This is a genomic window from Nocardioides sp. P5_E3, from assembly GCF_054049275.1.
The window spans coordinates 135,624-160,435 of the sequence record NZ_JBFUMR010000003.1; the positions used below are offsets into that span (position 1 = coordinate 135,624).

Genomic DNA, 24,812 nt, shown 5'->3' on the forward strand with positions numbered 1-24,812 from the left:
TCAGCGGCCGGCGCGCGGGACCTGGGCGGCGACCACGTCGAGCACCGACGCGAGTGCCACGTCGTGCCACTCCTGCGAGCCCGCGAGCATGTAGTGGCCGAGGCCGCCCATGTCGTGGAGCTCGGCGCTGCTCGCCACCGCGCGCGCACGATCGACGTAGCGGGTGGTCTCGCGGAACGACGTGATGCGGTCCCGGCGCCCGTGGGCGGCCCGCAGGGCGCGGCCCGCGAGGGTGGAGACGGGGTCGTCCCCGGACCACCACGGAGCGAGCCCGACGACGCCGACGACCGACGCGTCGTCGGCGGCGTGGACCGCCACCCGGGCACCCATGGAGTGGCCGAGGAGCACCACCGGCACGTCGCCGTGGGCGGCCCGGATCTCGTCGAGCGCCCACCGGGCGTCGGCCACCGGGCCGGCGCCACCGTTCCACCCGCGCACGCGGTAGCGCGCGAGCCAGACGCCGACGCCGGCCTCGTGGGCCAACGGCACGATCGCGCGCTGCAGCCACGCGGCCCGGTGCCACGACGCGCTCGTCGAGCCGATGGCCCGGTCCGACCGGGGCTTGCCCCCGTGGAGGACCAGGACCATCGCTCGCGGGTCGCCCGGGACGTCGTCGGTCGTCAGGAGGGGATCGGTCACGACTCTCCTTCGAGACGGCGACGACGTCGGATGGCTCGGTGTGCCGGCTGGCTCAGTGGACGCCCACACCCTCGGGCGCGGACTCGGTGGCCAGCTCCTCGTGCTTGACGTCGAGGAACAGCCACACGATCGCCGAGGCGCCGAGCATCATCAGCGAGCCCACGAGGAACGCCATCGTGGCGCCCTCGGTGAACGACCCGAGCGAGGCGAGCTGGCCCAGCGCCGCGGAGTCGAGCTGCGGAGCGGCGGCCGCGATGGCCGGCGCGATCTCGTCGGCCCGCGTCTGTGCGAAGTGGAGCGACACCGTGCTGAGCGTCGCCAGCCCGAGCGCGCCACCCACCTGCTGCATCGTGTTGAGCACGCCGGACCCGATGCCGGTGTCCTGCGCGCGCAGGTGGTGCACCGCGACGAGGGTGAGGGGCACGAAGTTGAGCCCCATGCCGAAGGCCATCAGCACCACGAAGGGCAGCACCTGGGTCCAGTAGCTGACGTCGCCGCCCAGCGCCACGCCCTGGCCGCCCATCGACGCGGGGAGCGAGCCGAGGATCGACGCGGGGTCCTCCGGGACGGTGATCCGGCTGAAGCCGTAGAGCGCCGCAGCCGAGAGCAGCGTGCCGACCCCCGACAGGTAGCGCGGGTCGACGAAGGCGATCAGCTTGGAGGCTGTCGTCGCCGAGATGATCATCGCGATCGAGAACGGCAGGAACGCGATGCCCGTGTGGAGCGGGGAGTAGCCCACGACGAGCTGGATGAAGAGCGAGAGGAAGAAGAACATCGCGAACATCGCAGCCGGCACGATCATCATCACTGCGAAGGCGGCCGCGCGGTTCTTGCTCCTGAAGATCCGGAACGGCATCAAGGGGTGCTCGACCCTCGACTCGACCAGCAGGAAGATGGCGAGCAGCACGACACCGAGGACCAGGCTGACCACGGTGCTGGTGGCGTCCCACCCGTAGTCCTGTTGGCCGGCCCGGGAGAGACCGAACACGATCGCCAGCAGGGCACCCGTTCCGGTGATCGCACCGGGGACGTCGAGCCACCCGGAGTGGCGCTCGGACTCGTCGAAGAAGCGGGGGGCGAAGAACGCCGCCGCCAGACCGATCGGCACGACGATGAGGAACGTGTAGCGCCAGCCCTCGAGGCCCAGGATCGGGTCGAGGCCGGTGAGCCAGCCGCCGAGGATGAGGCCGACCGCGGCACCCACGCCCGCCATGGCGGCGTAGACCGCGAACGCGCGGTTGCGCTCCTTGCCGGCGGGGAACGTGGTGGTGATCAGGGCGAGGGCGGCGGGGGAGGCCATGGCGGCGCCGAGGCCCTGGAAGGCCCGGGCCGACAGCAGCATGGCCTCGTTCTGGGCGAAGCCGCCGATGAGCGAGGCGAGTGCGAAGACCAGCACGCCCACCATGAAGATCAGCCGGCGCCCGTAGAGGTCGGCCAGCCGGCCACCCAGGAGCAGGAACCCCCCGAAGGTCAGGGCGTAGCCGGTGACGATCCATTGCAGGTTGGCCTGGTCGATGTCGAGGTCGGCGCCGATGAAGGGGAGGGCGATGTTGGCGATGGTGCTGTCGAGCACCACCATCAGCTGCGCGAGCGAGATGAGCACGAGCGCCCAGCGCAGGCGCTTGTGCTGCTCGGGGGTCACCTCGTCGGCAACCACGGTGCTGTCGGTCATGGAACGTCCTTCTGGATCGTGGTTCAGGTCGAGTCGAGCAGAGGGGTCCGACAGCGGGTGCCGGACGTGGCAGTCAGTCAGTGGTCGTGAGTCAGTGGTCGTGCGTCAGTGGAGGTGGTCAGCGGTCAGGTGCGGAGGGTGCGGGTCCGCGCAGCGCGGCGGGGAGGATGACCTCGTCGAGCACCCGGCCGACGAGCTCGGGCGTGACGGCGTCGCCGAGCAGGAAGGCCCGGTGCAGGACGATCCCGGCGAGCGAGGGGGCGAGGATCGAGAGGTCCACGTCGGGGTGGACCTCGCCCCGCTCGCGGGCCCTCTCGTAGATCGCGCGCGAGGTGGCGACCTTCGGCGCGATGAAGTCGCGGCGGTAGACCTCGGCGAACTCCGGGTCACGGCCCATGGCGGTGACCACGGCCGTGAGGACGGTCTGCGCCATGGGGTCGTTGAGGCCGCCGCTGCCGCAGTAGGCGGCGAGCAGGTCGCCACGCAGGGTGCCGGTGTCGGGGACGACGGCCTCGCCCTTGTGCGCCATGATCGCGGCCACCACGAGCTCGGGCTTGCCCTTCCAGCGGCGGTAGAGCGTGGCCTTGGACGCCTTGGCGCGACTCGCCACGGCGTCCATGGTCAGCAGGTCGTAGCCCACCTCGTCGAGCACCTCGAGGGTTGCGTCGAGGATCTCGAGCTCACGCTCGCCCGCCACGCGGGGGCGGGTGCCGGTCTCGGTCGGGGTCACGCGTGCTCCTCGGTCGACGTGCTCGTGATGAAACGGAACGGTTTCGTTCCACAACGCCACCGTAGGCAGATCCATTCCGATGGAACAAATGAGTTCCATCCGGTCCAGACCGGGGGTGCGTGCCGTGCCGAGCACCTGTCGGACCCGACCGGCAGACTGTGCCCATGAGCACGTCCGAGCAGCCCGACCTCGAGGCCACCGACGCCACGGTGGAGTCCGCCCCACCCGAGGCGCGCGAGCGTCACCGGGAGGTCAGCGAGCAGGTCGACGACGCCCGCTGGCGCTACTACGTGCTCGACGACCCGACCCTGTCGGACGCCGACTTCGACGTGCGGCTGCGCGAGCTCGAGTCGTTGGAGGACCGGTTCCCCGAGCTCCGCACCCCCGACTCGCCGACCCAGAAGGTCGGTGGAGCGGTGTCCACCGAGTTCACCGCGGTCGACCACCTCCAGAGGATGGAGAGCCTCGACAACGCGTTCACCTACGACGAGCTCGAGGGGTGGTACGCCCGTCTGCAGCGTGAGGGCCTCGAGGCGCCCGACCTGCTGTGCGAGCTCAAGGTCGACGGCCTCGCGATCAACCTCCTCTACGAGGACGGCCGGCTGGTGCGGGCCCTCACCCGGGGTGACGGCCGCACCGGCGAGGACGTCACGCCCAACGTCAAGACGATCGACTCCGTGCCCCACCGGCTGACGGCCGCGGACGGGTTCCCGGTGCCCGGGCTGCTCGAGGTCCGCGGCGAGGTGTTCCTGCCCGTGGAGGCCTTCGAGCGCCTCAACGTGTCGATGACGGAGGCCGGTCGGCCCGCCTTCGCCAACCCGCGCAACGCGGCGGCGGGGTCGCTGCGGCAGAAGGACCCGCGGGTCACGGCCAGCCGCGCGCTGGGGATGGTCTGCCACGGCATCGGCGAGCGCCGCGGGTTCGAGCCGAAGGCCCAGTCGCACGCCTACGAGGCGCTCGCGGCGTGGGGTCTGCCCACCTCCGACCAGGTGCGGGTGGTGCCGTCGCTGGCCGACGTCCAGGCCTACGTCGAGAACGCCGGGGAGAAGCGCCACTCGATCGTCCCCTACGAGATCGACGGCGTCGTGGTGAAGGTGGACGACGTCGCGCTGCAGCGGCGCATGGGCTCCACCTCGCGGGCCCCGCGGTGGGCCATCGCCTTCAAGTACCCGCCGGAGGAGGTCAACGCCAGGCTGCTCGACATCCGGGTCAACGTCGGTCGCACCGGGCGGGTCACCCCCTACGGCGTCATGGAGCCGACGAAGGTGGCCGGGTCCACCGTCGAGAACGCCACCCTCCACAACCGCTACGAGGTCGAGCGCAAGGACGTCCGTCCGGGCGACACCGTGGTGCTGCGCAAGGCGGGCGACGTGATCCCCGAGATCGTCGGCCCGGTGCTGGGGCTGCGTCCCGAGGGGCTCGAGAAGTGGGTGATGCCGGAGGACTGCCCGTCCTGCGGCACGCGACTGGCCGAGCAGAAGGAGGGCGACAAGGACCTCCGCTGCCCCAACCACCAGCACTGCCCGGCGCAGGTCCGCGAGCGGGTCTTCCACGTGGCCGGTCGAGGTGCCTTCGACATCGAGGGCCTGGGCTACGAGGCGGCCTCGGCCCTCATCGACGCCGGGGTGATCACCGACGAGGGCGACCTGTTCTCCCTGACCCGCGACCAGCTGGTCAGGGCGCCGCTGTTCACCCGGGCGCCCAAGAAGGACGAGGACGGGCCGCAGCTCTCCGCCAACGGCGAACGGCTGGCCGCCAACCTCGACAAGGCCAAGCAGGTGCCGCTGTGGCGGGTGCTGGTCGCGCTGTCCATCCGACACGTCGGCCCCACCGCGGCCCGGGCGCTGGCCCAGGAGTTCGCGTCGATGGCCGCCGTCCGCGCCGCCAGCGAGGAGGAGCTCGCGGCGGCCGAGGGGGTGGGCCCGACGATCGCCGAGGCCGTGATCGCCTGGTTCGAGGTCGACTGGCACCGCGCGATCGTCGACGCCTGGGAGGCCGACGGCGTGTCGATGGCCGACGAGCGCGACGCGTCGATCGCCCGCACGCTCGAGGGCCTCACGATCGTGGCCACCGGCTCCCTGGAGCACTACACCCGCGACTCGGTGAAGGAGGCGATCATCAGCCGCGGCGGCAAGGCGGCGGGGTCGGTGTCCAAGAAGACCGACTACGTCGTCGTCGGGGACAACGCCGGCTCCAAGGCCGACAAGGCCGAGCAGCTCGGCGTACCCGTGCTCGACGAGGACCAGTTCACGCTGCTCCTGGAGAAGGGACCCGACGCCCTGGCCTGACCGTCCGCGGGCGCCCGGGAGGTTTGAGGTGCCGAGTTCGGGGCCATCAACCCTGCAACGAACCACTTCTTGGGAGTCAGCATGCGCCTCGTCCGTCACCTCCTGCCCGCCGTCGTCGCGACGGTCGGCCTCGCCGCACCGCTCGCGGTCGCGCCGACCGCCCACGCCGCCCCGAGCTGCGCCGGCCTCAAGGCCACGATCGTGGGCAACGACGAGGCCAACTCGATCACCGGCACGCCCCGGCGTGACGTGGTGGTCGCCCGCGGTGGCAACGACACGATCCGCGGCCTCGCCGGCAACGACGTGATCTGCGGGGGCGACGGCGCCGACACGATCCTCGGCGGCGAGGGCAACGACCGGCTCTACGGCGAGACCGACCTGGTGCGCCTCGACCAGTTCGGCCGGGTGGTCAAGAAGGGCGACACCGTCTCCGGCGGCACCGGCGACGACACGGTCGACCTCGGCTACGACCCGCGCCCCGCCGGCGAGGGCACCACCGTGGTGCTCGACGGGGTGACCTACGTCAACGCACCGGCACCGGTGGTCGTCGACTTCCGCGCCGCGCGCACCGTCCCGATCGCCGCCGACGGCAACGACACGGTCACTGGGTTCGACGGCGGCATCCGGCTCGTCGGGTCGCCGTTCGGCGACACCGTCAAGGGCACGAACTCCGCCGACGTGATCGCGGCACGGGGCGGTGACGACACGATCTTCGGTCGGGGCGGCGACGACACGATCACCGCCGACGCCTCAGGCACCCTCGGCAACGACCGGCTCTACGGCGACGCCGGCGACGACCTGCTCGTCGGCACCGTGGGCATCGACACCTTCGTGGGGGGCAGCGGCGGCGACACCTTGTCGACGACGTCGGAGAGCCACCAGGTCTGGCGGGGCGGCAGTGGCAGCGACACGATGACCTTCCCGATCCCGGCCGAGTCCGGGTTCGTCGCCAAGGGCTACGGCGGGCAGGACAAGCTGCGCATCGTCGCCAGCTCCAACCCCGCCCTCAAGCCGACCCTGCGCATCGACCAGCTGAAGAAGACGACCATCCGCGGCCTGCAGCCCTTCACGCTCGAGGGCAAGATCACCGGCTTCAGCGACGTGGTCCTGCCGGCCCGGGCGCTGTCGATCTTCAAGGGCAGCAACGACTCCGAGATCGTCACCGCCAACCCCGACTACCGCGTCAAGCTCTACGGCCGCGGCGGCGCCGACGTGCTGACCGGCTCCGACGAGCCCGACCGCCTCGACGGCGGCAAGGGCTTCGACATCGCGCGGGGACGCGGCGGCAACGACACCTGCAAGGCGGCCGAGAAGCGCTCGAGCTGCTGAGTCGCGGCTGACCGGCCGGTCAGCGCGGCTGCTTCCCCCGCAGGCGCAGACGGGGGCACGATGCCTCCATGGCGCGCACCAGCAGGCTGCTCGTGCTCGCAGTGGCCTGGGCGGTGCCGCTCTGCTGGACCGTCCTCGCGCTGCTGGCCGGGCCGTCCGACGGCACCAGCCTCTCCTCGAGGCTGCTGCCCTCGGCGAGCGAGCGCTGGGGCGACACGGTCCACGTCCGGGCCACCTACGGCGAGACGGCGCTGCGACCGGGTGACGAGGTCCAGGCCGTCGACGGCCGCGCGCTGGCCGACTGGGCGAACGGCACCGGCGACCTCGACGGCGTACGACGCGAGGTGGGCGACGTCCTCCGCTACGAGGTCCGCCGCCCCGGGGCGGGCCTCGACCTGATCCAGCAGGTCGACGTCACGCTGCATCGGTACCCGCTCGCCGCCGCGGTGCGGGCCGCGCCGCACGTGGTGCTCCTGCCGGTCCTGCTGCTCGCGCTGGGCTCCCTCGTCTTCTGGGCGAGGCCGTCGACAGCGCCCGCGTGGGCGTTCCTCGTCGCCGCTGCGCTGCTGCCCGCGACGCTGACGTCCACCCCGCTGGGCCTCGGTGTCGTCGACCTCGCCGGTGCGCGCGGCACCTGGCCCGCGGCCGTCGGCGAGGCGATGGCCGCCCTCGGCCTCGTGGCGCTGATGCTCGCGGTCGCCCTGCTGACCCGGCCGGAGGGCCGCGGCCGGTGGGTGACGGCTGCGCTGCTCACCGCCCCCGCGGTGGGGTACGCCGTCTGGGTGGCCGCGTTCGCCGACGGGTCAGACTCGGCGCTGGAGCAGCAGTGGGTGCTGTCGTCCGTCTGGGCGCCGGCCCTCTGGGCCACCGTCCCGGCCCTGCTCGCGATCGCGACGCTCGCCCACCTGCGGGCCCGCGGGCGGTCCGACGTGCTGGCCACCAGGCTCGCCCTCCTCGGCGTCGGCGCCGGTGTCGGCGCGTGGCTGGTGCTGGGCCCCGTCCCCGACCTCCTCACCGGCGCGCCGTTGCTGCGCGAGGACGTGCTCGTCCTGCTGGGTGGCGGGCTCGCCGTGGCCTGTGTCGCAGCGGCCGCGGGGCGCTACCACCTCGGCGAGATCGAGCCGCGGGTCCGCCGCGGGCTCGTCCAGGCGCTCGTGCTGGTCGTCGTGGGAGCCGCGTTCGCCGGCGCGGTGCGGGCGGTGGATGCCGCGGCCGACATCTCCGCCGGCTCGATGCTGGCCGGCGGGCTGCTGGCGCTGCTGCTCCTGCCCGCGGGCGTCGCGGTCCAGCGGACCGTGCGGCGGGTGGTCTACGGCGACCGCGAGTTCCCGGACCGGGTGGTGTCGGACCTGCGCCGACTCGACGCGCTGACCGCGCCCGAGGACGCGCTGCGCGAGGCCCTCGAGCTGCTCGCCCGGCGCCTCCACCTGTCGTACGCCGCCGTCGACGTGCTGGCCACGCCCACCTCCGGGCCGATCGCCGCCGCCATCGGTGCCCCGACGGGCACGCCCGCGACCGTCGACCTCTCCGTCGGCGGCACCACGGTCGGACACCTCCGGGTCGAGGTCGATGCCGGCCACGACCCGTTCGGACCGGGGGACCGTCGGCTGCTCGAGGACGTGGGGACCCAGGTCGGCGCCCTCGTGCAGGCGGTCACCGCCAACCGTGAGCTCCAGGTCTCGCGGCAGCGGCTGGTCGCGGCGCGGGAGGAGGAGCGGCGGCGGCTCCGGCGCGACCTGCACGACGGCCTCGGCCCCTCGCTCGCGTCGCTCGCGATGCGCCTGGAGGCGGCCTCCGACCTCATCGACGACGACCCGGAGCAGGCGTCGAACCTGGTCTCGCGGCTCTCCGACCAGGCCCGCGAGGGCATCGGCGAGGTACGACGACTGGTGGAGGGGCTGCGACCACCCGCGCTGGACCAGCTCGGCCTGGTCTCGGCGCTGCGCCACCGGGCCGCCGAGCACGGGTCCGCCGGTGCCGGGGTGCCGTGGTCGGTGGAGGCCGGTGACGACATCGAGCCGCTCCCCGCCGCGGTCGAGGTCGCGGCCTACCGCATCGTCGTCGAGGCCGTCACCAACGTGCAGCGCCACAGCGGCGCCGACCGGTGCGTCGTACGACTGGCGCGCGAGGACGGCGACCTGCGCATCGACGTCTCCGACACGGGATCGGGGCTGGCTCCGGACCGGCGCCCGGGTGTAGGCCTGTCCTCGATGCGGGAACGCGCCGAGGAGCTCGGCGGGTCGTTCGAGGCGGGGGACCGCACCGGTGGCGGCACCGTGGTCCAGGTGCGGCTGCCGCTCGACCAGGGACCACCAGTGTGAGCAGAGCAAGCGTGAGCAGAGCAAGGAGGAGCCGATGGACGGCCACCGGGTGTTGATCGCCGACGACCACGACGAGTTCCGGCGCGGGCTGGAGGCCCTGCTGGCCGCCACGCCGGACGTGGAGGTGGTGGGCACCGCCTCCGACGGCGCGATGGCGATCGCGCTTGCCCTGGACCTCCAGCCCGACGTGGTGCTGATGGACCTGCACATGCCGCGGGTCAACGGCATCGACGCGACTGCGCAGATCGTCGCCTCCTCGCCCCACATCGGGGTGCTCGTGCTGACGATGATGGAGGACGAGGAGTCGGTCTTCGCCGCGATGCGGGCCGGCGCCCGCGGCTACCTCCTCAAGGGCGCGCGTCGCGGCGAGATCCTGCGGGCCGTCGAGGCCGTGGGTGCCGGCGAGGTGATCTTCGCGCCCGGTGTCGCCGACCGGGTGATGGACTACTTCCTGGGGGTGCGCAACCGGCCCGTCGCCGACGCCTTCCCGGACCTGACCGAGCGCGAGCGCGTCGTGCTCGGCCTGATCGCGGAGGGCAAGGAGAACGGCGAGATCGCGCGACAGCTCGGGCTGTCGGTCAAGACGGTCCGCAACCATGCCAGCAACATCTTCGCCAAGCTGCAGGTCGCGCACCGTGCGCAGGCGATCGTCAAGGCGCGCGAGGCGGGCCTGGGCTGAGCCCGTCCGGTCAGCCGGACCCGTCGCGGCAGCCGCCCTGGAGCCGCGCGTCGTCCTGGGCGTCGCGCCCCACCGCCCGCGCCTGCTCCACGTCGGGGTAGACCACCGAGGCGCCGTTCTCCACCCCGAACGTGCCGACGATGATGCAGGCGTCCGTGCGATCCGGGTCGACCGTCGTCAGCGCCTGCACGAGCCGGTAGACCTGCGGGGGCGACATGTCGGTCTGCAGCCCGCCCAGCGCGGACAGCGTGACCGCCTCCATGAAGCCGGCCTCGTCCTCGGCTTCCCGGAGCCGCTCGAGCACCCCGAGGAGCAGCCGCTGGTGGTTGGCCGCCCGCTCGAAGTCGCTGCCGCCGGGCAGCGTCTCGCGGGTGCGGGCGTAGTAGAGCGCCTCGTCGGGGTCGAAGGTGTTGGGGCCGCGCCGCACCTGGACGTCGCCCTCCTCGGTGGTGAAGGCCAGCGGCGAGTCCACCTGGACGTCGCCGACGGCGCCCATCATCGACAGGAACCCGTCGAACCCGGTCACCGCGACCACGTCGGGCTCGATCCCGAGGAGGTCGTCGACCTCGCGGGCGACCCCCTCGGGCCCCTCGTCGCGCAGGGCGGTGTTCAGGCGGGCGCGGCCGTCGCTCATCTCGACGTAGAGGTCGCGGGGGAGCCCGATGGCGACGGCCCGGCCGGTGTCGAGCTGCACGCCGATGAGCTGGATCGCGTCGGTCAGGCCGGTCGTCACGTCGTCGCCGGAGGCTGCCTCGGAGCCGAGGGCCAGGACCCAGACGATGCCGTCGCCCGCGTCGACGGCCTTGGCGGTGCCGATGGTCGTCAGGCTGATGCTCGTCGGGTGCACGGAGGCGGCCGGAACGACGACTGCGGCGCCGGCGAGGACCGCCACCAGCACGGCGACGCGCCGCACCCACCTCGTGCCGCGCCGTGCGCTCCAGCTCATGCCCCGTCTCCCGACTCCGCCTCGGCGGGCGTCTCGTCGCCGTCGTCGAACTTCACGTCGTAGCCGAAGATGGACCACGAGCCGTCGTCGTCGGCCTCCAGCATGAAGCGTCCGTCGAGCACCAGCGGTCTCGTGGTGCCGTCCTCCATCGTCGCGTCGAAGGCGAAGTGCACCGCGGCCGTCCCGCCGAGCACCTCGCCCCCCTGGGTCAGGAACGAGATCTTGGCGTCGAGGTCGGTGGCGCGCACGGCGGTCGCGTCGCGCGCCGTGGCCGCGGTGAGGTAGTCGATGTCGCGGGTCGCCTTGCGTGCGGCCACGCTGGTGAACGGCTCGAAGGCCCGGACGAACTCCTGGCGGGGGAACTCGCCGAGGAAGGCGGCCACCACGTAGTCGGAGAGGACGTCGCCGACGGCCCCCTCGACCTCGGTGCGGGTCTGCTGGTCGAGCCGCTCGGCGCCGGTGACCGTCTGCACCCGGAGCGCCGCGGACTCGGCCGTCGGGGTGGGCTCGTCGTCGGGCGGGCTGCCCGTCGAGCAACCGGCGGCGAGCGCCGCCACGGCGACCGCCGCGCCGACGCGCGCGGTCCACCCCGCGCGGCGACGAGAGGAGCCCATGGCGATCATCATGACCGACTCAGCCTGACCTGTCTCAGCTCGCCGGGACCGTGTTGACCGTGGAGAGGTCGAACTCCTCGACGTTGTCCCGGGCCGGGTGCCGGGTGCCGACGGGGCCGCGGGCGAACTCCGTCACCAGGGTGCCGGTCACCGTCCGGGTGAACTCCTGCGTGACGGCGCCCAGCGGGCGCTCGCACCGGTCGACCATCGCGCACCCCCAGCGCAGCGTGCCGGCGTTGAACACCCCGGCCCCCGAGCCGGCCGTGTAGTAGACCGACTGCGTCGTGGTGGTGACGCCCCGGCAGGAGTACGGCGAGTGACTGAGCACCTGCAGCGGCCGCGGCAGCCGGCCGTCCGGGTAGACCCGGTCGGCCTCCGGACCCACCAGGCCGGGGACGTGGTCGCCGCGGCGGACGCCCGTGCCGCGGAACCCCCACCAGCCCGGGCTGGCGACGACGTAGTCGGTGTCGACGGGGTAGCACTCGTACTGCATCCCCAGCAGGTCGTGCTCGGGGCGCGGCACAGGCGGCTCGCGGAACGTCGCCGTTGCCTCGACGGACCCCTGCGCGTACAACGGGTCGAGGTGCGCGGAGTGCCGGTAGCCGACGACCACGCGGGCCGGCCCTTCGGAGCCCGGCTCCAGCCGGATCCGCCAGTACATGGTGTTCGCGCCCAGGAAGGCCAGGTTGGTACCGGCGTCGCGGGCCCCGAGGACGACGTCGCGCATCGTGTTGGTCCAGTACTCGTCGTGCCCCATCGAGACGTAGCCGCGGGCGCCCGCGAGCGCTCCCGGGGTGGTGTGCAGGTCGACGTTGGTGAAGTAGGACAGCGGCACGCCGGTGCTCTCCGCCCGCACGACGACCGGGATGGCGGCCGTGCGGTAGTCGTTGGCCCCGGTCGCCCCGTTGTAGGGCCGGTCGAAGCTCACCGCGTGGCTCGGGGTGTCCCCGTTGGCGCCGGCGTACAGGCTGTAGCCGCCCCACTCGTTGTAGGCCTGCCACGTGGTGACGGGCGCGACCAGCGCGACGGTGCCCTCGGCCGACTCGGAGGTCACGACGTACGGCACCTGGGTCTCCCACCCGGTGTCGGTGCGCAGCCGGAAGACGTAGAAGCCGGGCGTCCACGTCGAGGTGTCGACGGTCAGGTCGCGCTCCCAGGGCGCGACGACCGTGCGCCGCTCGTACGACGAGTAGCGCGGCGCCGACTGCTGCCGACCCCGCCGGAAGCCGGACTCCCAGACGAAGGCCCCGGTGCCACCCTCGTAGGACCCGATCCGGAACGCCGCCGCCTCCCAGCCGCCCTCGGTGGTCGACACCTTCAGGCCCACCCGCGTGCCCGGGACGCCGCTGGCGTGCGTGGTGTACGCCGCGACCTCGCCGTGGAAGGAGGTCCTGCTCACCCGCCAGTCCTCCGACCCGCGCGGCTCGGGGGCGGGCTCGGGCTCCGCCTGCTCGGTGGCCTCCGCGTCCGCCTGCGCCCGCGGGATGCCGATCGCCGCCCCGCCCTCCCCGTCCCGGCCCGCATCCCTGCCCGCGTCCCTGCCCGCCCGCTCGGCCGAGGCGCACCCGGTCCCCAGCACCAGGACCGCCACCACGACCACTGTCCCGAGCCTCGCCCACCGTGTCCGCATCGCCATCTCCTCGGCCGTGGCGTCGGAGGGTCCCGTCGCCGTCATGACGACGTTCGTCCGGGGGCACCTCCCGGCACATGGGGCGGCGATCCCGGGAGGTCGGGACGATCAGGACCACCGTCCCGACCGGGCGCCGGAGCCGAGTGGGCGGGGACCTAGGATCGACCCCATGCCCGAGATTTCCCGGGACGAGGTGGCCCACCTGGCCATGCTCGCCCGCATCGACCTCTCCGACGCCGAGCTCGACCACCTGGCGCCCCAGCTGAGCGTCATCCTCGAGTCGGTGGCCTCGATCAACGGGGTCGCGGGTGACGACGTGCCGCCCACGTCGCACCCCCTCCCGATGACCAACGTGTTCCGGGAGGACGTCGTCGTGCCGGGCCTGACGGCCGAGGAGGCGCTGTCCGGCGCCCCGGCCGTCGAGGACCAGCGCTTCTCCGTCCCGCGGATCCTGGACGAGGAGGCGTGATGAGCGACCTGACCCGCAGCACCGCTGCCGCGCTCGCCGACGGGCTCGCCGCCGGCGAGGTCACCTCCGTCGAGCTCACCGAGGCCCACCTCGACCGGATCGACGCCGTGGACGGCGCCGTCCACGCCTTCCTCCACGTCGACCGCGACGGCGCCCTCGCTGATGCTGCCGACTCCGACGCCCGCCGGGCCCGCGGCGAGGCACGCGGCCCGCTCGACGGCGTACCGATCGCGGTGAAGGACGTCCTCGCCACCCGCGGACTGCCGACCACCTGCGGCTCGAAGATCCTCGAGGGATGGGTCCCGCCCTACGACGCCACCGTCGTCACGCGCCTGCGCGAGGCCGGCCTGCCGATCCTGGGCAAGACCAACATGGACGAGTTCGCGATGGGCTCCTCGACCGAGCACTCCGCCTACGGCCCCACCCGCAACCCGTGGGACCTCGACCGCATCCCGGGCGGCTCCGGCGGCGGCTCCGCGGCCGCCGTCGCCGCCTTCGAGGCGCCGCTCGCCATCGGCACCGACACCGGCGGCTCCATCCGCCAGCCCGGCGCCGTCACCGGCACCGTCGGGGTGAAGCCGACCTACGGCGGCGTCTCCCGCTACGGCCTCGTGGCCCTGGCCAACAGCCTCGACCAGGCCGGCCCGGTCACCCGGACCGTGCTCGACGCGGCGATGCTCCACGACGTGATCGGCGGCCACGACCCGCGCGACTCCACCTCGATCCAGCAGGACTGGCCCTCCTTCACCGAGGCGGCGAGGGCCGGCTCGACCGGCGACATGAGCGGTGTGAAGGTCGGCGTCATCACCGAGCTGGCCGGCGAGGGCTGGCAGGCCGGTGTCATGGCCCGCTTCCAGGAGTCCGTCGACCTGCTGGTCAAGGCCGGCGCCGAGGTCGTCGAGGTGTCGTGCCCCTCGTTCGTGCACGCCCTTGCGACGTACTACCTGATCCTTCCCGCCGAGGCGTCCAGCAACCTCGCGAAGTTCGACGCGATGCGCTACGGCCTGCGGGTGACCCCCGAGGGCAACCCCAGCGCCGAGGAGGTCATGCGGGCGACCCGCGACGCCGGCTTCGGCGACGAGGTCAAGCGCCGCATCATCCTCGGCACCTACGCGCTCTCGAGCGGCTACTACGACGCCTACTACGGCCAGGCCCAGAAGATCCGCACGCTGATCAGCCGCGACTTCGACGCCGCGTTCGCCGACGTCGACGTGCTGGTGTCGCCGACGGCCCCCACCACGGCGTTCAAGCTGGGGGAGAAGCTCGACGACCCGATGGCGATGTACCTCAACGACCTCGCCACCATCCCCGCCAACCTCGCCGGCGTCCCGGGGATCTCCGTCCCCAACGGCCTCGCCGACGAGGACGGCCTGCCCAGCGGCTTCCAGGTGCTCGCGCCGGCGCTGGCCGACGACCGCGTCTACCGTGTGGGCGCCGCGCTCGAAGCCCTGTACGCCGACCAGTGGGGCGGCCCCCTGCTCGACAAGGCACCCGCCCTGGCCGGCGCCGCGACCGCCGAGGTGAAGTGACGTGACCGAGACCCTGATGCCCTTCGACGACGTGCTGGCGGCCTACGACCCCGCCCTCGGCCTCGAGGTCCACGTCGAGCTCAACACGGCCTCGAAGATGTTCTGCGGCTGCCCGGCCGTCTTCGGCGGCGAGCCCAACGCGGGCACCTGTCCGACGTGCCTGGGCCTGCCCGGCGCGATGCCGGTCGTCAACGGCAAGGCGGTGGAGTCGGCGATCCGCATCGGCCTCGCGCTCAACTGCGACATCGCCGAGTGGTGCCGGTTCGCCCGGAAGAACTACTTCTACCCGGACATGCCGAAGAACTTCCAGACGTCCCAGTACGACGAGCCGATCTGCTTCGACGGCTACATGGACGTCGACGTCGACGGAGAGACGTACCGGGTCGAGATCGAGCGCGCGCACATGGAGGAGGACACCGGCAAGTCGCTGCACGTCGGCGGCTCCACCGGCCGCATCCACGGCGCCGATCACTCGCTGGTCGACTACAACCGCGCCGGCATCCCCCTCATCGAGATCGTCACCCGCCCGATCCTCGGCGCGGGGGAGAAGGCACCCGAGGTCGCGAAGGCCTACGTCGCGCAGCTGCGCGAGCTGATCGTGGCGCTCGGCGTCTCCGAGGCCCGGATGGACCAGGGCAACCTGCGCGCCGACGTCAACCTCTCGCTGTCCCCGAAGGGCAGCGGCACCCTCGGCACCCGCACCGAGACGAAGAACGTCAACTCGTTCCGGTCGGTCGAGCGGGCCGTCCGCTACGAGATGCAGCGGCACGCCGTGATCCTCAGTGGCGGCGGTTCGATCCTGCAGGAGACCCGCCACTGGCACGAGGACACCGGCATCACCACGAGCGGCCGGGAGAAGTCCGACGCCGAGGACTACCGCTACTTCCCCGAGCCCGACCTCGTCCCCGTGGCCCCGAGCCGCGAGTGGGTCGACGAGCTGCGAGGGACGCTGCCGGAGAACCCGACCGTGCGTCGCGCCCGGCTGCAGGCCGACTGGGGCTTCAGCGACATGGAGATGCGCGACACGATCGGCGCCGGCGCGCTCGGCCTGGTCGAGGAGACCATCGCGGAGGGGGCGGCCCCGCAGGCCGCGCGCAAGTGGTGGCTCGGGGAGCTCGCCCGCCGCAGCAACGAGGACGGCGTCGACATCGTCGACCTGCCGATCACCCCGGCCGACGTGGCCCGCATCCAGGCGCTCGTCGACGAGAAGGTCGTCAACGACAAGCTCGCCCGCCAGGTCTTCGAGGGTGTCCTCGCGGGCGAGGGCACCCCGGACGAGGTCGTGGAGAAGCGCGGGCTGGCCGTGGTGTCCGACGACGGCGCGCTCGGCGCCGCGGTGGACAGCGCGATCGCCGCCAACCCCGACGTCGCCGACAAGATCCGCGACGGCAAGGTCGCCGCCGCTGGGGCCCTCATCGGCGCGGTGATGAAGGAGATGCGCGGCCAGGCCGACGCCGGCCGGGTACGCGAGCTGATCCTGGAGAAGCTGTCCTGACCCCTACTTTGGTCGGAACATGCACCCCGCGGCGCGGTCTAGACAACTTGTTAGGGTTCTCGCGAGTCCCATTGGTCACATCACCAACCAACGCTCGCAGCATCGGGGGAGTGGTCGGCCGCGGCATGCGGCCGTGACGACCTCGGCGAGCGGGAAGGAAGTCATGCACCATCGCATTCGACCTGTCCGCACGGCTCTGGTCGCCCTGTCGACCGCAGCACTGGGGGTCGGCGTACTCGCCGCTCCCCCCGCGTCGGCCGATCCCTCGTCCGCGCTGCGCTCCGCCAAGGCCGCGGTCAACACCGACAGCACCCCCTCCACCATCGCCGCCGAGTGGATCGCCGGAGAGCTCCGGGACGGCCTCATGGTCGGCTCCTCGGGGCCGGACTTCGGCCTCACCATCGACACCGGGATGGCGCTCACCACCGTCGCCAGCCAGAGCGGGACCGTCACGGCGATCAACAACTCCCTCGAGCCGCGCATCGCCGAGTACGTCGGCGACGGGACCAAGGAGTCCTACGCCGGCCCGCTGGCCAAGGCCGCCGCGTTCTCCCGCGTCGCCAAGAAGAACCCGACGAGCTATGGCGGGATCAACCTGATCACCCGGCTCGAGGAGCGCACCGCCAACGTGCCGGCGGACCCGACCAAGGAGCCGCAGGCGGCCGCGTTCGCGGGGCGCATCTTCGACAAGTCCGAGTACGGCAACTACGCCAACGTGGTCGGCCAGTCCTACGCCGTGCGCGCGCTGACGCTCGCGAACTCCAGCGAGGCCGGTGCCGCACGCGACTTCCTGCTCAAGCAGCAGTGTGCGTCGGGCTACTTCCGCGCCGACTTCGACAAGGCCGACGTGCCCAACCAGTCGTGCACCGAGGGCGTCGCCGGCAGCGCGGCCGACCCGGACGCCACCGCGCTCGCGGTCATCAACCTGGTCGAGTCGGGCGACAAGAGCCCGGCCGTCGTGGGTGCCCTGGCCAAGGCCGGAACCTGGCTGGCCGACCGGCAGCGGGGGAGCGGCGCGTTCCGCGCCGCGGCGCCGGTCAGCAAGATCAACACCAACACCACGGCGCTCGGCGGCTACGCCCTGGGTCTGCTGAAGAACCGCAACGCGGCCCAGAAGGCGGCGCTGTGGATCCGCAAGAACCAGCCGGTCGACAAGTACAAGTGCCGCACCGCGCTGACCAAGGACACGGGTGCCGTCGCCTACCGCAAGGACCGGGCGACCGGTGCCAAGACCAGCGGCATCCCGGCCGACGCCCGTGACGAGTGGCGCCGCGCCACCTCGCAGGCGATCCTCGGGCTGCAGTTCGCCCCGGCGAGCAAGGACCAGCTCCGCATCGTGTCCGTGCGCAAGCAGGCCCGTGCCGGCGAGCGCGTGCAGTTCCGCGTGTTCGGCCTCGCGCCGAGCGAGAGCGCGTGCCTGCAGGTCAAGGGCGACTTCGTCCGCGTGAAGGGCAAGAAGACGGGCGACAAGATCGTCCGCAAGCTGCAGCTGCCCACGGGCAACCAGCGCCGCGTCGCCCTGGTGAAGACCTCGGACGACGAGGCCCGTACGTCGCTCCGCGTGCGCAACTGACGCGTAGCTGACGGCTTTCCACGCACCACCAGCACCACCCCCTCGGCCCGGCGCCCACGGAGCTCATCTCGTGGCGCCGGGCCGAGGTGCGTGCGGGGACCGACGGGGGTTACGCTTCGCAAGCCGCGCCCGTCCGGGCCGGCACCACACACGCCCGAGCTGGGGAAAGCCGGTCCGAAACCGGCGCTGACCCGCAACCGTGGGCACGGGAGCGATCCCGTGCGAGCCGGAAGACCCACCTCGACGCGTCTTGATCACCATCGTTGTCGAGGAATGCAACGGGGCGAGCCGGTGCATTCCGCCTCCCTCGTTGTCGCAGCGAGGGAAGGACACATGAAGATCTCCGCGTCGAGGACCGCCCTGTCGGGTCTCGCTCTCACGGTCGCCGCCACCGCGCTGGCGCAACCCCTGCTCGCTCCCGCGGCCCAGGCCGCGACGGACGTCCCGGCCACGAGCGCCGCGCGCGCCGGCACCGGGTGGCTCGCCACCCAGCTCACCAACGGTGTCATCCACAACGACACCTACGACTTCGACGACCTCGGCATGACGATGGACATCGGGCTCAGCATGGACGAGGTCGGAGGCGACCAGGCCATGGTCCGCCAGATCCGCTCGGCGCTCTCGACGCGGATCGCTGAGTACGCCGCCCCGTCGGCCGGGGAGCGCTACTCGGGCTCGCTGGCCAAGTCGCTCGTCTTCGCCCAGGTCTCCGGCGCCGACCCCCGGACCTACGGCGGGCTCGACCTCGTCGCGGAGACCGAGGCGCGGGTGACCGCCAGCGGTCCCAGCGCCGGTCGTCTCGCCGACCTCTCCGCCTACGGCGACTACGCCAACAGCTTCGGCCAGGCCCTGGCCGTGCGCGGCCTGTCGATGGCCGGCTCCGCCAAGGCCGCCGCAGCGACGGACTTCATGCTGAAGCAGCAGTGCTCGTCGGGCTACTTCCGGGTCTTCTTCACCACCGACGCGGCAGCGGCCGGGCAGTCGTGCGTCGAGGGCACCGACCCCACCGACACCGACACCACGGCGTTCGTCGTCAACCAGCTGGCGGCCACGTCGCCGCGCACCGCAGCCGTGGACGCCGCGATCACCAAGGCGGTCGCCTGGCTCGCGGCCACGCAGAAGGCCGACGGCTCGTTCGTCGGCAGCACCTTCACGCCCGACCCCAACACCAACAGCACCGGGCTCTCCGCGAGCGCGCTCGCGGCGGCCGGGACGTGCGAGCAGGCCGGCCGCGCAGCCGAGTGGGTCACCTCGCTGCAGGTCGGTCCTCAGCCCGCCAGCTCGCCGCTCGCCGGCGAGGAGGGTGCCCTCGCCTACGACAAGGGCGCGATGGACAGCGCCGCCGCCAGCGGCATCGGTGCAGGCCGTGACCAGTGGTGGCGCGCGACCGTCCAGGCCGTCGCCGGCCTGACGCACGCCCGCGGCTCCGCCAAGGCACTCACCGTGACCTCGTCCGGCACCGCGCCCGGCAGCACCGCGACCCTCACCGCGACCGGGGGCGCCGTGGGTGACCGGTTCTGCCTCACCGGCCCCGGCATCCAGGGCAGCCGCACCGTCGTCGTCGGCTCCGACCGCACGCTGACGAGCAAGGTCGTCCTCCCGGCTGCGTCCGGCGCGGCGACGTACACCCTCACCGGCCGTGACGGCGCGACCACGCACCGCGTCGCCGTGCAGCCTGCATCCCAGCCCGACTCCGCCCGCGGCTCGGTCGCCGGGGTCCGCCTCACCGGCCCCGCAGGCTTCCGCAAGGCCGGCAGCAAGGTGGCCCTCGAGGTCGTCGGCGCCGCCCCCGGCGCACGCTTCGTGCTCCGCGGACCCGGCCTCGCGGACACCACGGTCGTGGCGGCGTCGGACGGTGTGCTGACCCGCTCGGTCACCCTCCCGAAGGCCACGACGACCGCGGCCTACGTGCTCGTCGGCTCCGACGGCCAGGTCGGCGTCGACGCCCGCGTGCTCGGCAAGCGCACGCTCAAGGTCTCCACGCTCGCCAGCGACGGTCCCCGCACCCGCGTGCTGGTCCGCCGCCTCGCCGCCCGCGAGAAGGTGAAGGTGATCGTCGCCGGACGGACGCTCGCCAAGGGGCGCGCCAACGCCAAGGGTCGGTTCCTCACCCGCGTCGCCCTGCCGGACGGCCGGGCCAAGGTGCGCGTGCGCGCCGTGGGCCAGTTCCCCGCGCTGCGCTCCGGCTCCACGAGCGTGACGCTGCGATGACGACGTACGCCGTGCGCCGTGTGCTCACCGCTCTCCTGCTGGTGGCCGCCCCGGGGCTCGTCCTCGGGTCGGCCACCGCGGCGAGCGCCGCCACGTGCGCGACCTCGGGCGGCGTCAGCGTCGTGGTCGACTACCGCGAGCTCGGCGGCGGCACCGTCACCGCCTGCTCGGCCGACGGCGGCGGCAAGAGCGCCGCGGCGGTCTTCGCCTCCGTCGGGGTCGACATCACCTACGCGACCCGCCAGCCCGGGTTCGTGTGCCGTGTCAACGGCGTCCCAGCCAGCGACCCGTGCGTCAACACCTCGCCGTCCAACGCCTACTGGGGCCTGTGGTGGGCCGACGGCTCCAAGGCGTCCTGGACGTACTCGTCCTACGGCGTCGGCTCGCTCACCGTCCCGGCCGGCGGCTCGGTCGCCTGGTCGTGGCAGCAGGACCGCGCGGCCGGCTCGAGCGTCCCGCCGGATGTCGCGCCGCCCGTGACCAAGACGTCGACCCCCACCTCGACGCCCACCCCGTCACCCACGTCCTCCCCGTCGCAGACCTCGTCGCCGACCTCCTCGCCCAGCCCGGGCGGTGGCTCCGGCGGCGGCTCCGGCGGCGGCTCCGGCGGCGGCTCCGGCGGTGGCAGCGGCTCAGGGTCGGGCGGCGGGTCCCAGCCCAGCAGCTCGCCCTCGCCCTCGCCGTCCGGCGGCTCGGGCGGTTCCGGCGGCTCGGGCTCCAGCCCGTCGTCGAGCCCGTCGTCCAGCCCGTCGTCGTCCTCCTCGCCGTCTGCGTCCGGGACGCCCTCCGAGTCGCCGATGGCCAGTGAGTCTCCAGGAGACTCACAGCGCAGCGCAGGCCCGGGAGGGGCCGGCGCGAAGGGCGACAAGGGGTCCGACAAGGGTTCCGGCAAGGGGTCCGCGAAGGGCTCCGACGACGATGAGTCTCCCAGCGACTCACCGTCCAGCGCCGCGGACGATCCCTCCACTTCCGGCTCTGAGTCTCCAAGAGACTCAGTGACGAACGCGTCCTCCGAGGCGACCGACCCGCAGGCGGACAGTCCCGCCCGCGTGCCGGCCGCCGTCACCTGGGGCGTGCTCGGGCTTCTCGTGGTCGCCATCGCGGGGAGCGCGGTCGTCGCGCGTCGTAGACGGGGGGTCTGACGCGCGTGACCGGACCGGCGGCCCTGCCGCGTGACCTGCACCCGCTCGCCTGGTGGGCCTGGGCGATCGGGCTGGCCACGGCGGCATCGTTCACCACCAACCCGTTGCTGCTGCTCCTCATCATGGGGTCGGCGACGGTGGTGGTGATGGCGCGTCGGTCCGGTCATCCCTTCGGCCGGTCGTTCCGGCTCTACGTGCTCCTGGCGGTGTTCACCGTGGTGATGCGGGTGGTCTTCCGGCTCATCTTCGGGGGCCAGGAGATCGGCCACGTGCTCCTCGACCTGCCCGAGATCCCGCTGCCGGACTGGGCAGCCGGGATCCGGTTGCTCGGTCCGGTGACGAGCGAGGCGCTGCTGGCCGGCCTGTACGACGGGCTCCGGCTCGCCGCGATCATCATCTGCGTGGGCGCCGCCAACTCGCTGGCCAACCCCAAGCGCGTGCTCGCCTCCGTACCGCCGGCGCTCTACGAGATCGGCACGGCCCTCGTCGTCGCGGTGACGATCTTCCCGCAGCTCGCGGACAGTGCCCGCCGGGTCCGGGCCGCCCAGGCCCTGCGCGGCGGCGCCACCACCGGCGTCGGGCGGCTCCAGCGCTTCCTGGTGCCGGTCCTCGAGGACGCGCTCGAGCGCTCCCTGTCCCTGGCGGCCGGCATGGACACCCGCGGCTACGGCCGTTCCGGCGGTGCGACCGTCCGCGAGCGGTGGATGACCGGGTCGCTGCTGCTCCTCGCCCTCACGGGCATCTGCGTCGGGACGTACGCCTGGCTCGACCCGACGGCCCCGCAGGTCCTCGCACTGCCCATGCTCGGCGCGGGCGTCGCGGTAGCGGTCGTCGGACTGATCAGCGCCGGACGGCGTGTTCAGCGCACCCGCTACCGGCCCGACTCGTGGCGGGGGGCCGAGCTGTTCACGGTCGGTATCGGCATCGCCGTCGCGGTGCTGGGCTACTACGTCAGCCACACGCAGCTCCTCGTCGCCTACCCCGGGGTGACCGTCGTCCCGTACCTGTCGCCGCTCGCCCTCGCGCTCGGCGTGCTCGGCGCGCTGCCCGCCGTCGCGACCCCCGTCCCCGCCACTGCCCCCGTACGACGCGAGGTGACCGCATGAACGGCCACGGCGTGATCGAGCTGCGCGACATCGGCTTCCGCTACGCCCGGCACCAGGTGCTGGACGGCGTCGACCTCTCCCTCGAGGAGGGCGAGCTGGTCCTCGTCTCCGGCCGGACCGGCGTCGGCAAGTCCACGCTCCTCGGCATCGTCACCGGCCTCGTGCCGCGCTTCACCGGCGGGGTCCTCACCGGAGACGTCCTGCTCGACGGGCGCAGCATCGTCGACCAGCCGCCGCGCGAGCGGGCGCACCTCGTCGGGTACGTCGGCCAGGACCCGCTCGCCGGGTTCGTCGCCGACACGGTCGAGGAGGAGCTCGCCTACGGCATGGAGCAGCTCGGCACCGCTCCGGAGACCATGCGCCGCCGGGTCGAGGAGACGCTCGACCTGCTGGGCATCGCCGACCTGCGCGCCCGCGACCTGCGCACCCTCTCGGGCGGCCAGCAGCAGCGCGTCGCCATCGGGGCGGTGCTGACCACCCACCCCCGCGTCCTGGTCCTCGACGAGCCCACCTCCGCCCTCGACCCGACGGCGGCCGAGGAGGTCCTCGCGACCATCACGCGTCTGGTCCACGACCTCGGCCTGACGGTCCTCCTCGCCGAGCACCGGCTCGAGCGCGTGGTCCCGTTCGCCGACCGGATCTGCCTCGTCACCGGCGACGGCGGCATCCGGGTCGACGAGCCCCGCGGGATCCTCGTCGACTCGCCGGTCGCGCCGCCGCTCGTCGAGCTCGGCCGCCTCGCCGCCTGGGACCCGCTGCCCCTGACCGTGCGCGACGCACGCCGGCAGGCACGCTCCCTGCCCGAGATGGCCCCACCGGAGCCGCAGTCGCCACCGGCGAGCGACCCGTTGCTGGTCGCGCGGGGCGTGACGGTGGTGCACGGCTCGCACGTCGCCGTCCGCCAGCTCGACCTCACGCTCTCCCCGGGCCGGGTCACGGTCCTGATGGGCCGCAACGGCTCGGGCAAGTCCAGCCTGATCTGGGCGCTGCAGGGCTCGGGCAGGAGGCGGTCGGGGACGATCAACGTGGCTGGCGACGACCCGGCCGACCTCGCCCCCGCCGAGCGTCGTACGCACGTCGGGTTGGTGCCGCAGACCGCCGCCGACCTGCTCTACCTCGAGACCGTCACCGACGAGTGCGCAGCCGCCGACACCGGCGCCGACGCCGAGCCCGGGACCTGCCGCGGCCTGCTCGACCGGCTCGCCCCCGGCGTCGACGACGCCATCCACCCGCGCGACCTGTCCGAGGGGCAGCGGCTCGCGCTGGCGCTGTCCATCGTCCTCACGGCCCGGCCGCCGGTCGTGCTGCTCGACGAACCGACCCGCGGCCTGGACTACGCCGGCAAGGCGGAGCTCGCGCGCATCGTCGCCGACCTCGCCGCTGACGACCACGCCGTCCTCCTGGCCACGCACGACGTCGAGTTCGCCGCCCACGTCGCCGACGAGGTCGTCGTGATGGCCGAGGGAGAGATCGTGTCGCACGGCACGCCACGACGGGTGCTCGCCGAGTCGCCGTCGTTCGCCCCCCAGGTCACCAAGGTCCTCGGACCGCCGTGGCTGGTCGTCGAGGAGGTCGCGGCGGCGCTGGCGCAGGCAGGGGCGGGACGCGCATGAGCATCCTCGAACGCACACGTTCCACGACCCAGCCGGAGGTCGCCCTGCCGATCGGGCCGCGGACCGCCGCGGTGCTGGTCCTCGCCTCCGTCGTCGGCCTGATGATGCTGTGCTGGCCGCTGCTGCTGGTGGCCCAGCCCGGGGACCGGGTCGAGCCGCCGTTCATGTTCCTCGCGCTGCTCCCGCTCGTGATGGTCGTCGTCCTCGCCGAGATGGGCGAGGGCGGCATGGACTCACGCGTGCTCGCCGTCCTCGGGGTCCTCTCCGCGATCAACGCGGTGATGCGCGGGCTCGGCGCCGGGACGGCCGGCATCGAGCTGGTGTTCTTCCTCCTCGTGCTGGGTGGTCGAGTGTTCGGGGCCGGCTTCGGCTTCGTCCTGGGCTGTACGTCGTTGTTCGCCTCCGCGCTGCTGACCGCGGGCGTCGGGCCGTGGCTGCCGTTCCAGATGATCTGCGCGGCCTGGGTCGGCATGGGCGCGGGCCTGCTGCCGCGACGGGTGAGCGGCCGCGCCGAGATCGTGATGCTGATCGTCTACGCGGTGGTCGCGTCCTACCTCTACGGCATGCTGATGAACCTCAGCTTCTGGCCGTTCACCCTCGGCATCGTGGTCCCCGGCCACGAGGGCGCGCTGGCCTACGTCGCCGGGGCGCCGGTGCTGGAGAACGCCCACCGGTTCCTCGTCTACACGCTGCTGACCTCGACCGGCGGCTGGGACACCGGGCGCGCGATCACCACCGGCATCGCGATCGCCGTGCTCGGCCCGGCGATCCTCACCACGCTGCGCCGGGCGGCCCGTCGCGCCGTCGTACGCCCCGGCTGACGCCA

The 24,812-nt window shown here is 73.1% G+C and carries 19 protein-coding genes; 13 read left to right on the forward strand and 6 right to left on the reverse strand.

Annotated elements, in window-relative coordinates; genetic code table 11:
* The 3 genes from ACXJKB_RS02635 to ACXJKB_RS02645 form a co-directional block, all read right to left on the reverse strand.
* On the reverse strand, positions 1 to 639 hold the full coding sequence (locus tag ACXJKB_RS02635; RefSeq protein WP_457185138.1) for an alpha/beta hydrolase: 639 nt from the start codon (positions 637 to 639) through the stop codon (positions 1 to 3).
* Between the two features lie 52 nt (positions 640 to 691).
* A complete protein-coding gene (locus ACXJKB_RS02640; RefSeq protein ID WP_457185140.1) occupies positions 692 to 2,311 on the reverse strand; it encodes an MFS transporter in 1,620 nt (539 codons plus the stop codon).
* A gap of 118 nt (positions 2,312 to 2,429) precedes the next feature.
* Positions 2,430 to 3,041, reverse strand: coding sequence for a TetR/AcrR family transcriptional regulator (locus ACXJKB_RS02645; RefSeq protein ID WP_457185142.1), 612 nt, complete (start codon positions 3,039 to 3,041; stop codon positions 2,430 to 2,432).
* Between the two features lie 164 nt (positions 3,042 to 3,205).
* Here ACXJKB_RS02645 and ligA point away from each other — a divergent pair, with 164 nt between their 5' ends.
* The 4 genes from ligA (at position 3,206) to ACXJKB_RS02665 (ending at position 9,658) form a co-directional block, all read left to right on the forward strand.
* Positions 3,206 to 5,329, forward strand: coding sequence for an NAD-dependent DNA ligase LigA (gene ligA, locus ACXJKB_RS02650; protein ID WP_457185144.1), 2,124 nt, complete (start codon positions 3,206 to 3,208; stop codon positions 5,327 to 5,329).
* Positions 5,330 to 5,410: 81 nt separating this feature from the next.
* Positions 5,411 to 6,658, forward strand: coding sequence for a calcium-binding protein (locus ACXJKB_RS02655; protein ID WP_457185146.1), 1,248 nt, complete (start codon positions 5,411 to 5,413; stop codon positions 6,656 to 6,658).
* 68 nt (positions 6,659 to 6,726) lie between these two features.
* Positions 6,727 to 8,979: a histidine kinase gene (locus tag ACXJKB_RS02660; protein ID WP_457185148.1), complete on the forward strand. Its 2,253-nt coding sequence runs from the start codon at positions 6,727 to 6,729 to the stop codon at positions 8,977 to 8,979.
* 34 nt (positions 8,980 to 9,013) lie between these two features.
* On the forward strand, positions 9,014 to 9,658 hold the full coding sequence (locus ACXJKB_RS02665) for a response regulator transcription factor (protein WP_191196535.1): 645 nt from the start codon (positions 9,014 to 9,016) through the stop codon (positions 9,656 to 9,658).
* Between the two features lie 10 nt (positions 9,659 to 9,668).
* On the opposite strand, the gene ACXJKB_RS02670 is transcribed toward ACXJKB_RS02665, so the two are convergent.
* The 3 genes from ACXJKB_RS02670 to ACXJKB_RS02680 are packed head-to-tail and all read right to left on the reverse strand — an operon-like array spanning position 9,669 to position 12,893.
* Positions 9,669 to 10,604 carry an LCP family protein gene (locus ACXJKB_RS02670; RefSeq protein ID WP_457185150.1) on the reverse strand — a complete coding sequence of 312 codons (936 nt, stop codon included), beginning with the start codon at positions 10,602 to 10,604 and terminating at the stop codon, positions 9,669 to 9,671.
* Positions 10,601 to 11,230: a hypothetical protein gene (locus tag ACXJKB_RS02675; RefSeq protein ID WP_457185152.1), complete on the reverse strand. Its 630-nt coding sequence runs from the start codon at positions 11,228 to 11,230 to the stop codon at positions 10,601 to 10,603. Before ACXJKB_RS02675 ends, ACXJKB_RS02670 begins: the two co-directional genes overlap by 4 nt.
* Before the next feature lie 22 nt (positions 11,231 to 11,252).
* Positions 11,253 to 12,893 carry a N,N-dimethylformamidase beta subunit family domain-containing protein gene (locus ACXJKB_RS02680; protein ID WP_457185154.1) on the reverse strand — a complete coding sequence of 547 codons (1,641 nt, stop codon included), beginning with the start codon at positions 12,891 to 12,893 and terminating at the stop codon, positions 11,253 to 11,255.
* A 124-nt stretch (positions 12,894 to 13,017) separates the two neighbouring features.
* Between ACXJKB_RS02680 and gatC the strand changes: the two genes are divergently transcribed.
* The 9 genes from gatC to ACXJKB_RS02725 all read left to right on the forward strand — a co-directional run bounded on the left by gatC (position 13,018) and on the right by ACXJKB_RS02725 (position 24,807).
* Positions 13,018 to 13,317: an Asp-tRNA(Asn)/Glu-tRNA(Gln) amidotransferase subunit GatC gene (gene gatC, locus ACXJKB_RS02685; protein WP_300046052.1), complete on the forward strand. Its 300-nt coding sequence runs from the start codon at positions 13,018 to 13,020 to the stop codon at positions 13,315 to 13,317.
* Positions 13,317 to 14,846, forward strand: coding sequence for an Asp-tRNA(Asn)/Glu-tRNA(Gln) amidotransferase subunit GatA (gatA, locus tag ACXJKB_RS02690; protein ID WP_457185156.1), 1,530 nt, complete (start codon positions 13,317 to 13,319; stop codon positions 14,844 to 14,846). Before gatC ends, gatA begins: the two co-directional genes overlap by 1 nt.
* A gap of 1 nt (position 14,847) precedes the next feature.
* On the forward strand, positions 14,848 to 16,341 hold the full coding sequence (gatB, locus tag ACXJKB_RS02695; RefSeq protein WP_457185158.1) for an Asp-tRNA(Asn)/Glu-tRNA(Gln) amidotransferase subunit GatB: 1,494 nt from the start codon (positions 14,848 to 14,850) through the stop codon (positions 16,339 to 16,341).
* A gap of 163 nt (positions 16,342 to 16,504) precedes the next feature.
* A complete protein-coding gene (locus tag ACXJKB_RS02700) occupies positions 16,505 to 17,914 on the forward strand; it encodes a prenyltransferase/squalene oxidase repeat-containing protein (protein WP_457185160.1) in 1,410 nt (469 codons plus the stop codon).
* Between the two features lie 333 nt (positions 17,915 to 18,247).
* A complete protein-coding gene (locus tag ACXJKB_RS02705) occupies positions 18,248 to 20,125 on the forward strand; it encodes a hypothetical protein (RefSeq protein ID WP_457185162.1) in 1,878 nt (625 codons plus the stop codon).
* Positions 20,122 to 21,267 (forward strand): hypothetical protein, encoded by a 1,146-nt coding sequence (locus tag ACXJKB_RS02710; RefSeq protein ID WP_457185164.1) that lies wholly within the window; start codon positions 20,122 to 20,124, stop codon positions 21,265 to 21,267. Before ACXJKB_RS02705 ends, ACXJKB_RS02710 begins: the two co-directional genes overlap by 4 nt.
* 5 nt (positions 21,268 to 21,272) lie before the next feature.
* Positions 21,273 to 22,373: an energy-coupling factor transporter transmembrane component T gene (locus ACXJKB_RS02715; protein WP_457185166.1), complete on the forward strand. Its 1,101-nt coding sequence runs from the start codon at positions 21,273 to 21,275 to the stop codon at positions 22,371 to 22,373.
* Complete coding sequence (locus tag ACXJKB_RS02720) at positions 22,370 to 23,986, forward strand: ABC transporter ATP-binding protein (RefSeq protein ID WP_457185168.1); 1,617 nt, start codon at positions 22,370 to 22,372, stop codon at positions 23,984 to 23,986. Before ACXJKB_RS02715 ends, ACXJKB_RS02720 begins: the two co-directional genes overlap by 4 nt.
* The gene (locus tag ACXJKB_RS02725; RefSeq protein WP_300046040.1) at positions 23,983 to 24,807 is read left to right on the forward strand and encodes an ECF transporter S component; all 825 of its coding nucleotides are present in this window, start codon (positions 23,983 to 23,985) and stop codon (positions 24,805 to 24,807) included. Before ACXJKB_RS02720 ends, ACXJKB_RS02725 begins: the two co-directional genes overlap by 4 nt.
* Positions 24,808 to 24,812 lie beyond the last annotated feature (5 nt).

Bases quoted from the DNA above. Each gene is read 5' to 3' on its own strand.
- ACXJKB_RS02640 (WP_457185140.1), bottom strand. From the start codon at position 2,311: ATGACCGACAGCACCGTGGTTGCCGACGAGGTGACCCCCGAGCAGCAC.
- ligA (WP_457185144.1), top strand. From the start codon at position 3,206: ATGAGCACGTCCGAGCAGCCCGACCTCGAGGCCACCGACGCCACGGTG.
- ACXJKB_RS02655 (WP_457185146.1), top strand. From the start codon at position 5,411: ATGCGCCTCGTCCGTCACCTCCTGCCCGCCGTCGTCGCGACGGTCGGC.
- ACXJKB_RS02660 (WP_457185148.1), top strand. From the start codon at position 6,727: ATGGCGCGCACCAGCAGGCTGCTCGTGCTCGCAGTGGCCTGGGCGGTG.
- ACXJKB_RS02665 (WP_191196535.1), top strand. From the start codon at position 9,014: ATGGACGGCCACCGGGTGTTGATCGCCGACGACCACGACGAGTTCCGG.
- ACXJKB_RS02670 (WP_457185150.1), bottom strand. From the start codon at position 10,604: ATGAGCTGGAGCGCACGGCGCGGCACGAGGTGGGTGCGGCGCGTCGCC.
- ACXJKB_RS02675 (WP_457185152.1), bottom strand. From the start codon at position 11,230: ATGATGATCGCCATGGGCTCCTCTCGTCGCCGCGCGGGGTGGACCGCG.
- ACXJKB_RS02680 (WP_457185154.1), bottom strand. From the start codon at position 12,893: ATGACGGCGACGGGACCCTCCGACGCCACGGCCGAGGAGATGGCGATG.
- gatC (WP_300046052.1), top strand. From the start codon at position 13,018: ATGCCCGAGATTTCCCGGGACGAGGTGGCCCACCTGGCCATGCTCGCC.
- gatA (WP_457185156.1), top strand. From the start codon at position 13,317: ATGAGCGACCTGACCCGCAGCACCGCTGCCGCGCTCGCCGACGGGCTC.
- ACXJKB_RS02700 (WP_457185160.1), top strand. From the start codon at position 16,505: ATGCACCATCGCATTCGACCTGTCCGCACGGCTCTGGTCGCCCTGTCG.
- ACXJKB_RS02705 (WP_457185162.1), top strand. From the start codon at position 18,248: ATGAAGATCTCCGCGTCGAGGACCGCCCTGTCGGGTCTCGCTCTCACG.
- ACXJKB_RS02710 (WP_457185164.1), top strand. From the start codon at position 20,122: ATGACGACGTACGCCGTGCGCCGTGTGCTCACCGCTCTCCTGCTGGTG.
- ACXJKB_RS02720 (WP_457185168.1), top strand. From the start codon at position 22,370: ATGAACGGCCACGGCGTGATCGAGCTGCGCGACATCGGCTTCCGCTAC.
- ACXJKB_RS02725 (WP_300046040.1), top strand. From the start codon at position 23,983: ATGAGCATCCTCGAACGCACACGTTCCACGACCCAGCCGGAGGTCGCC.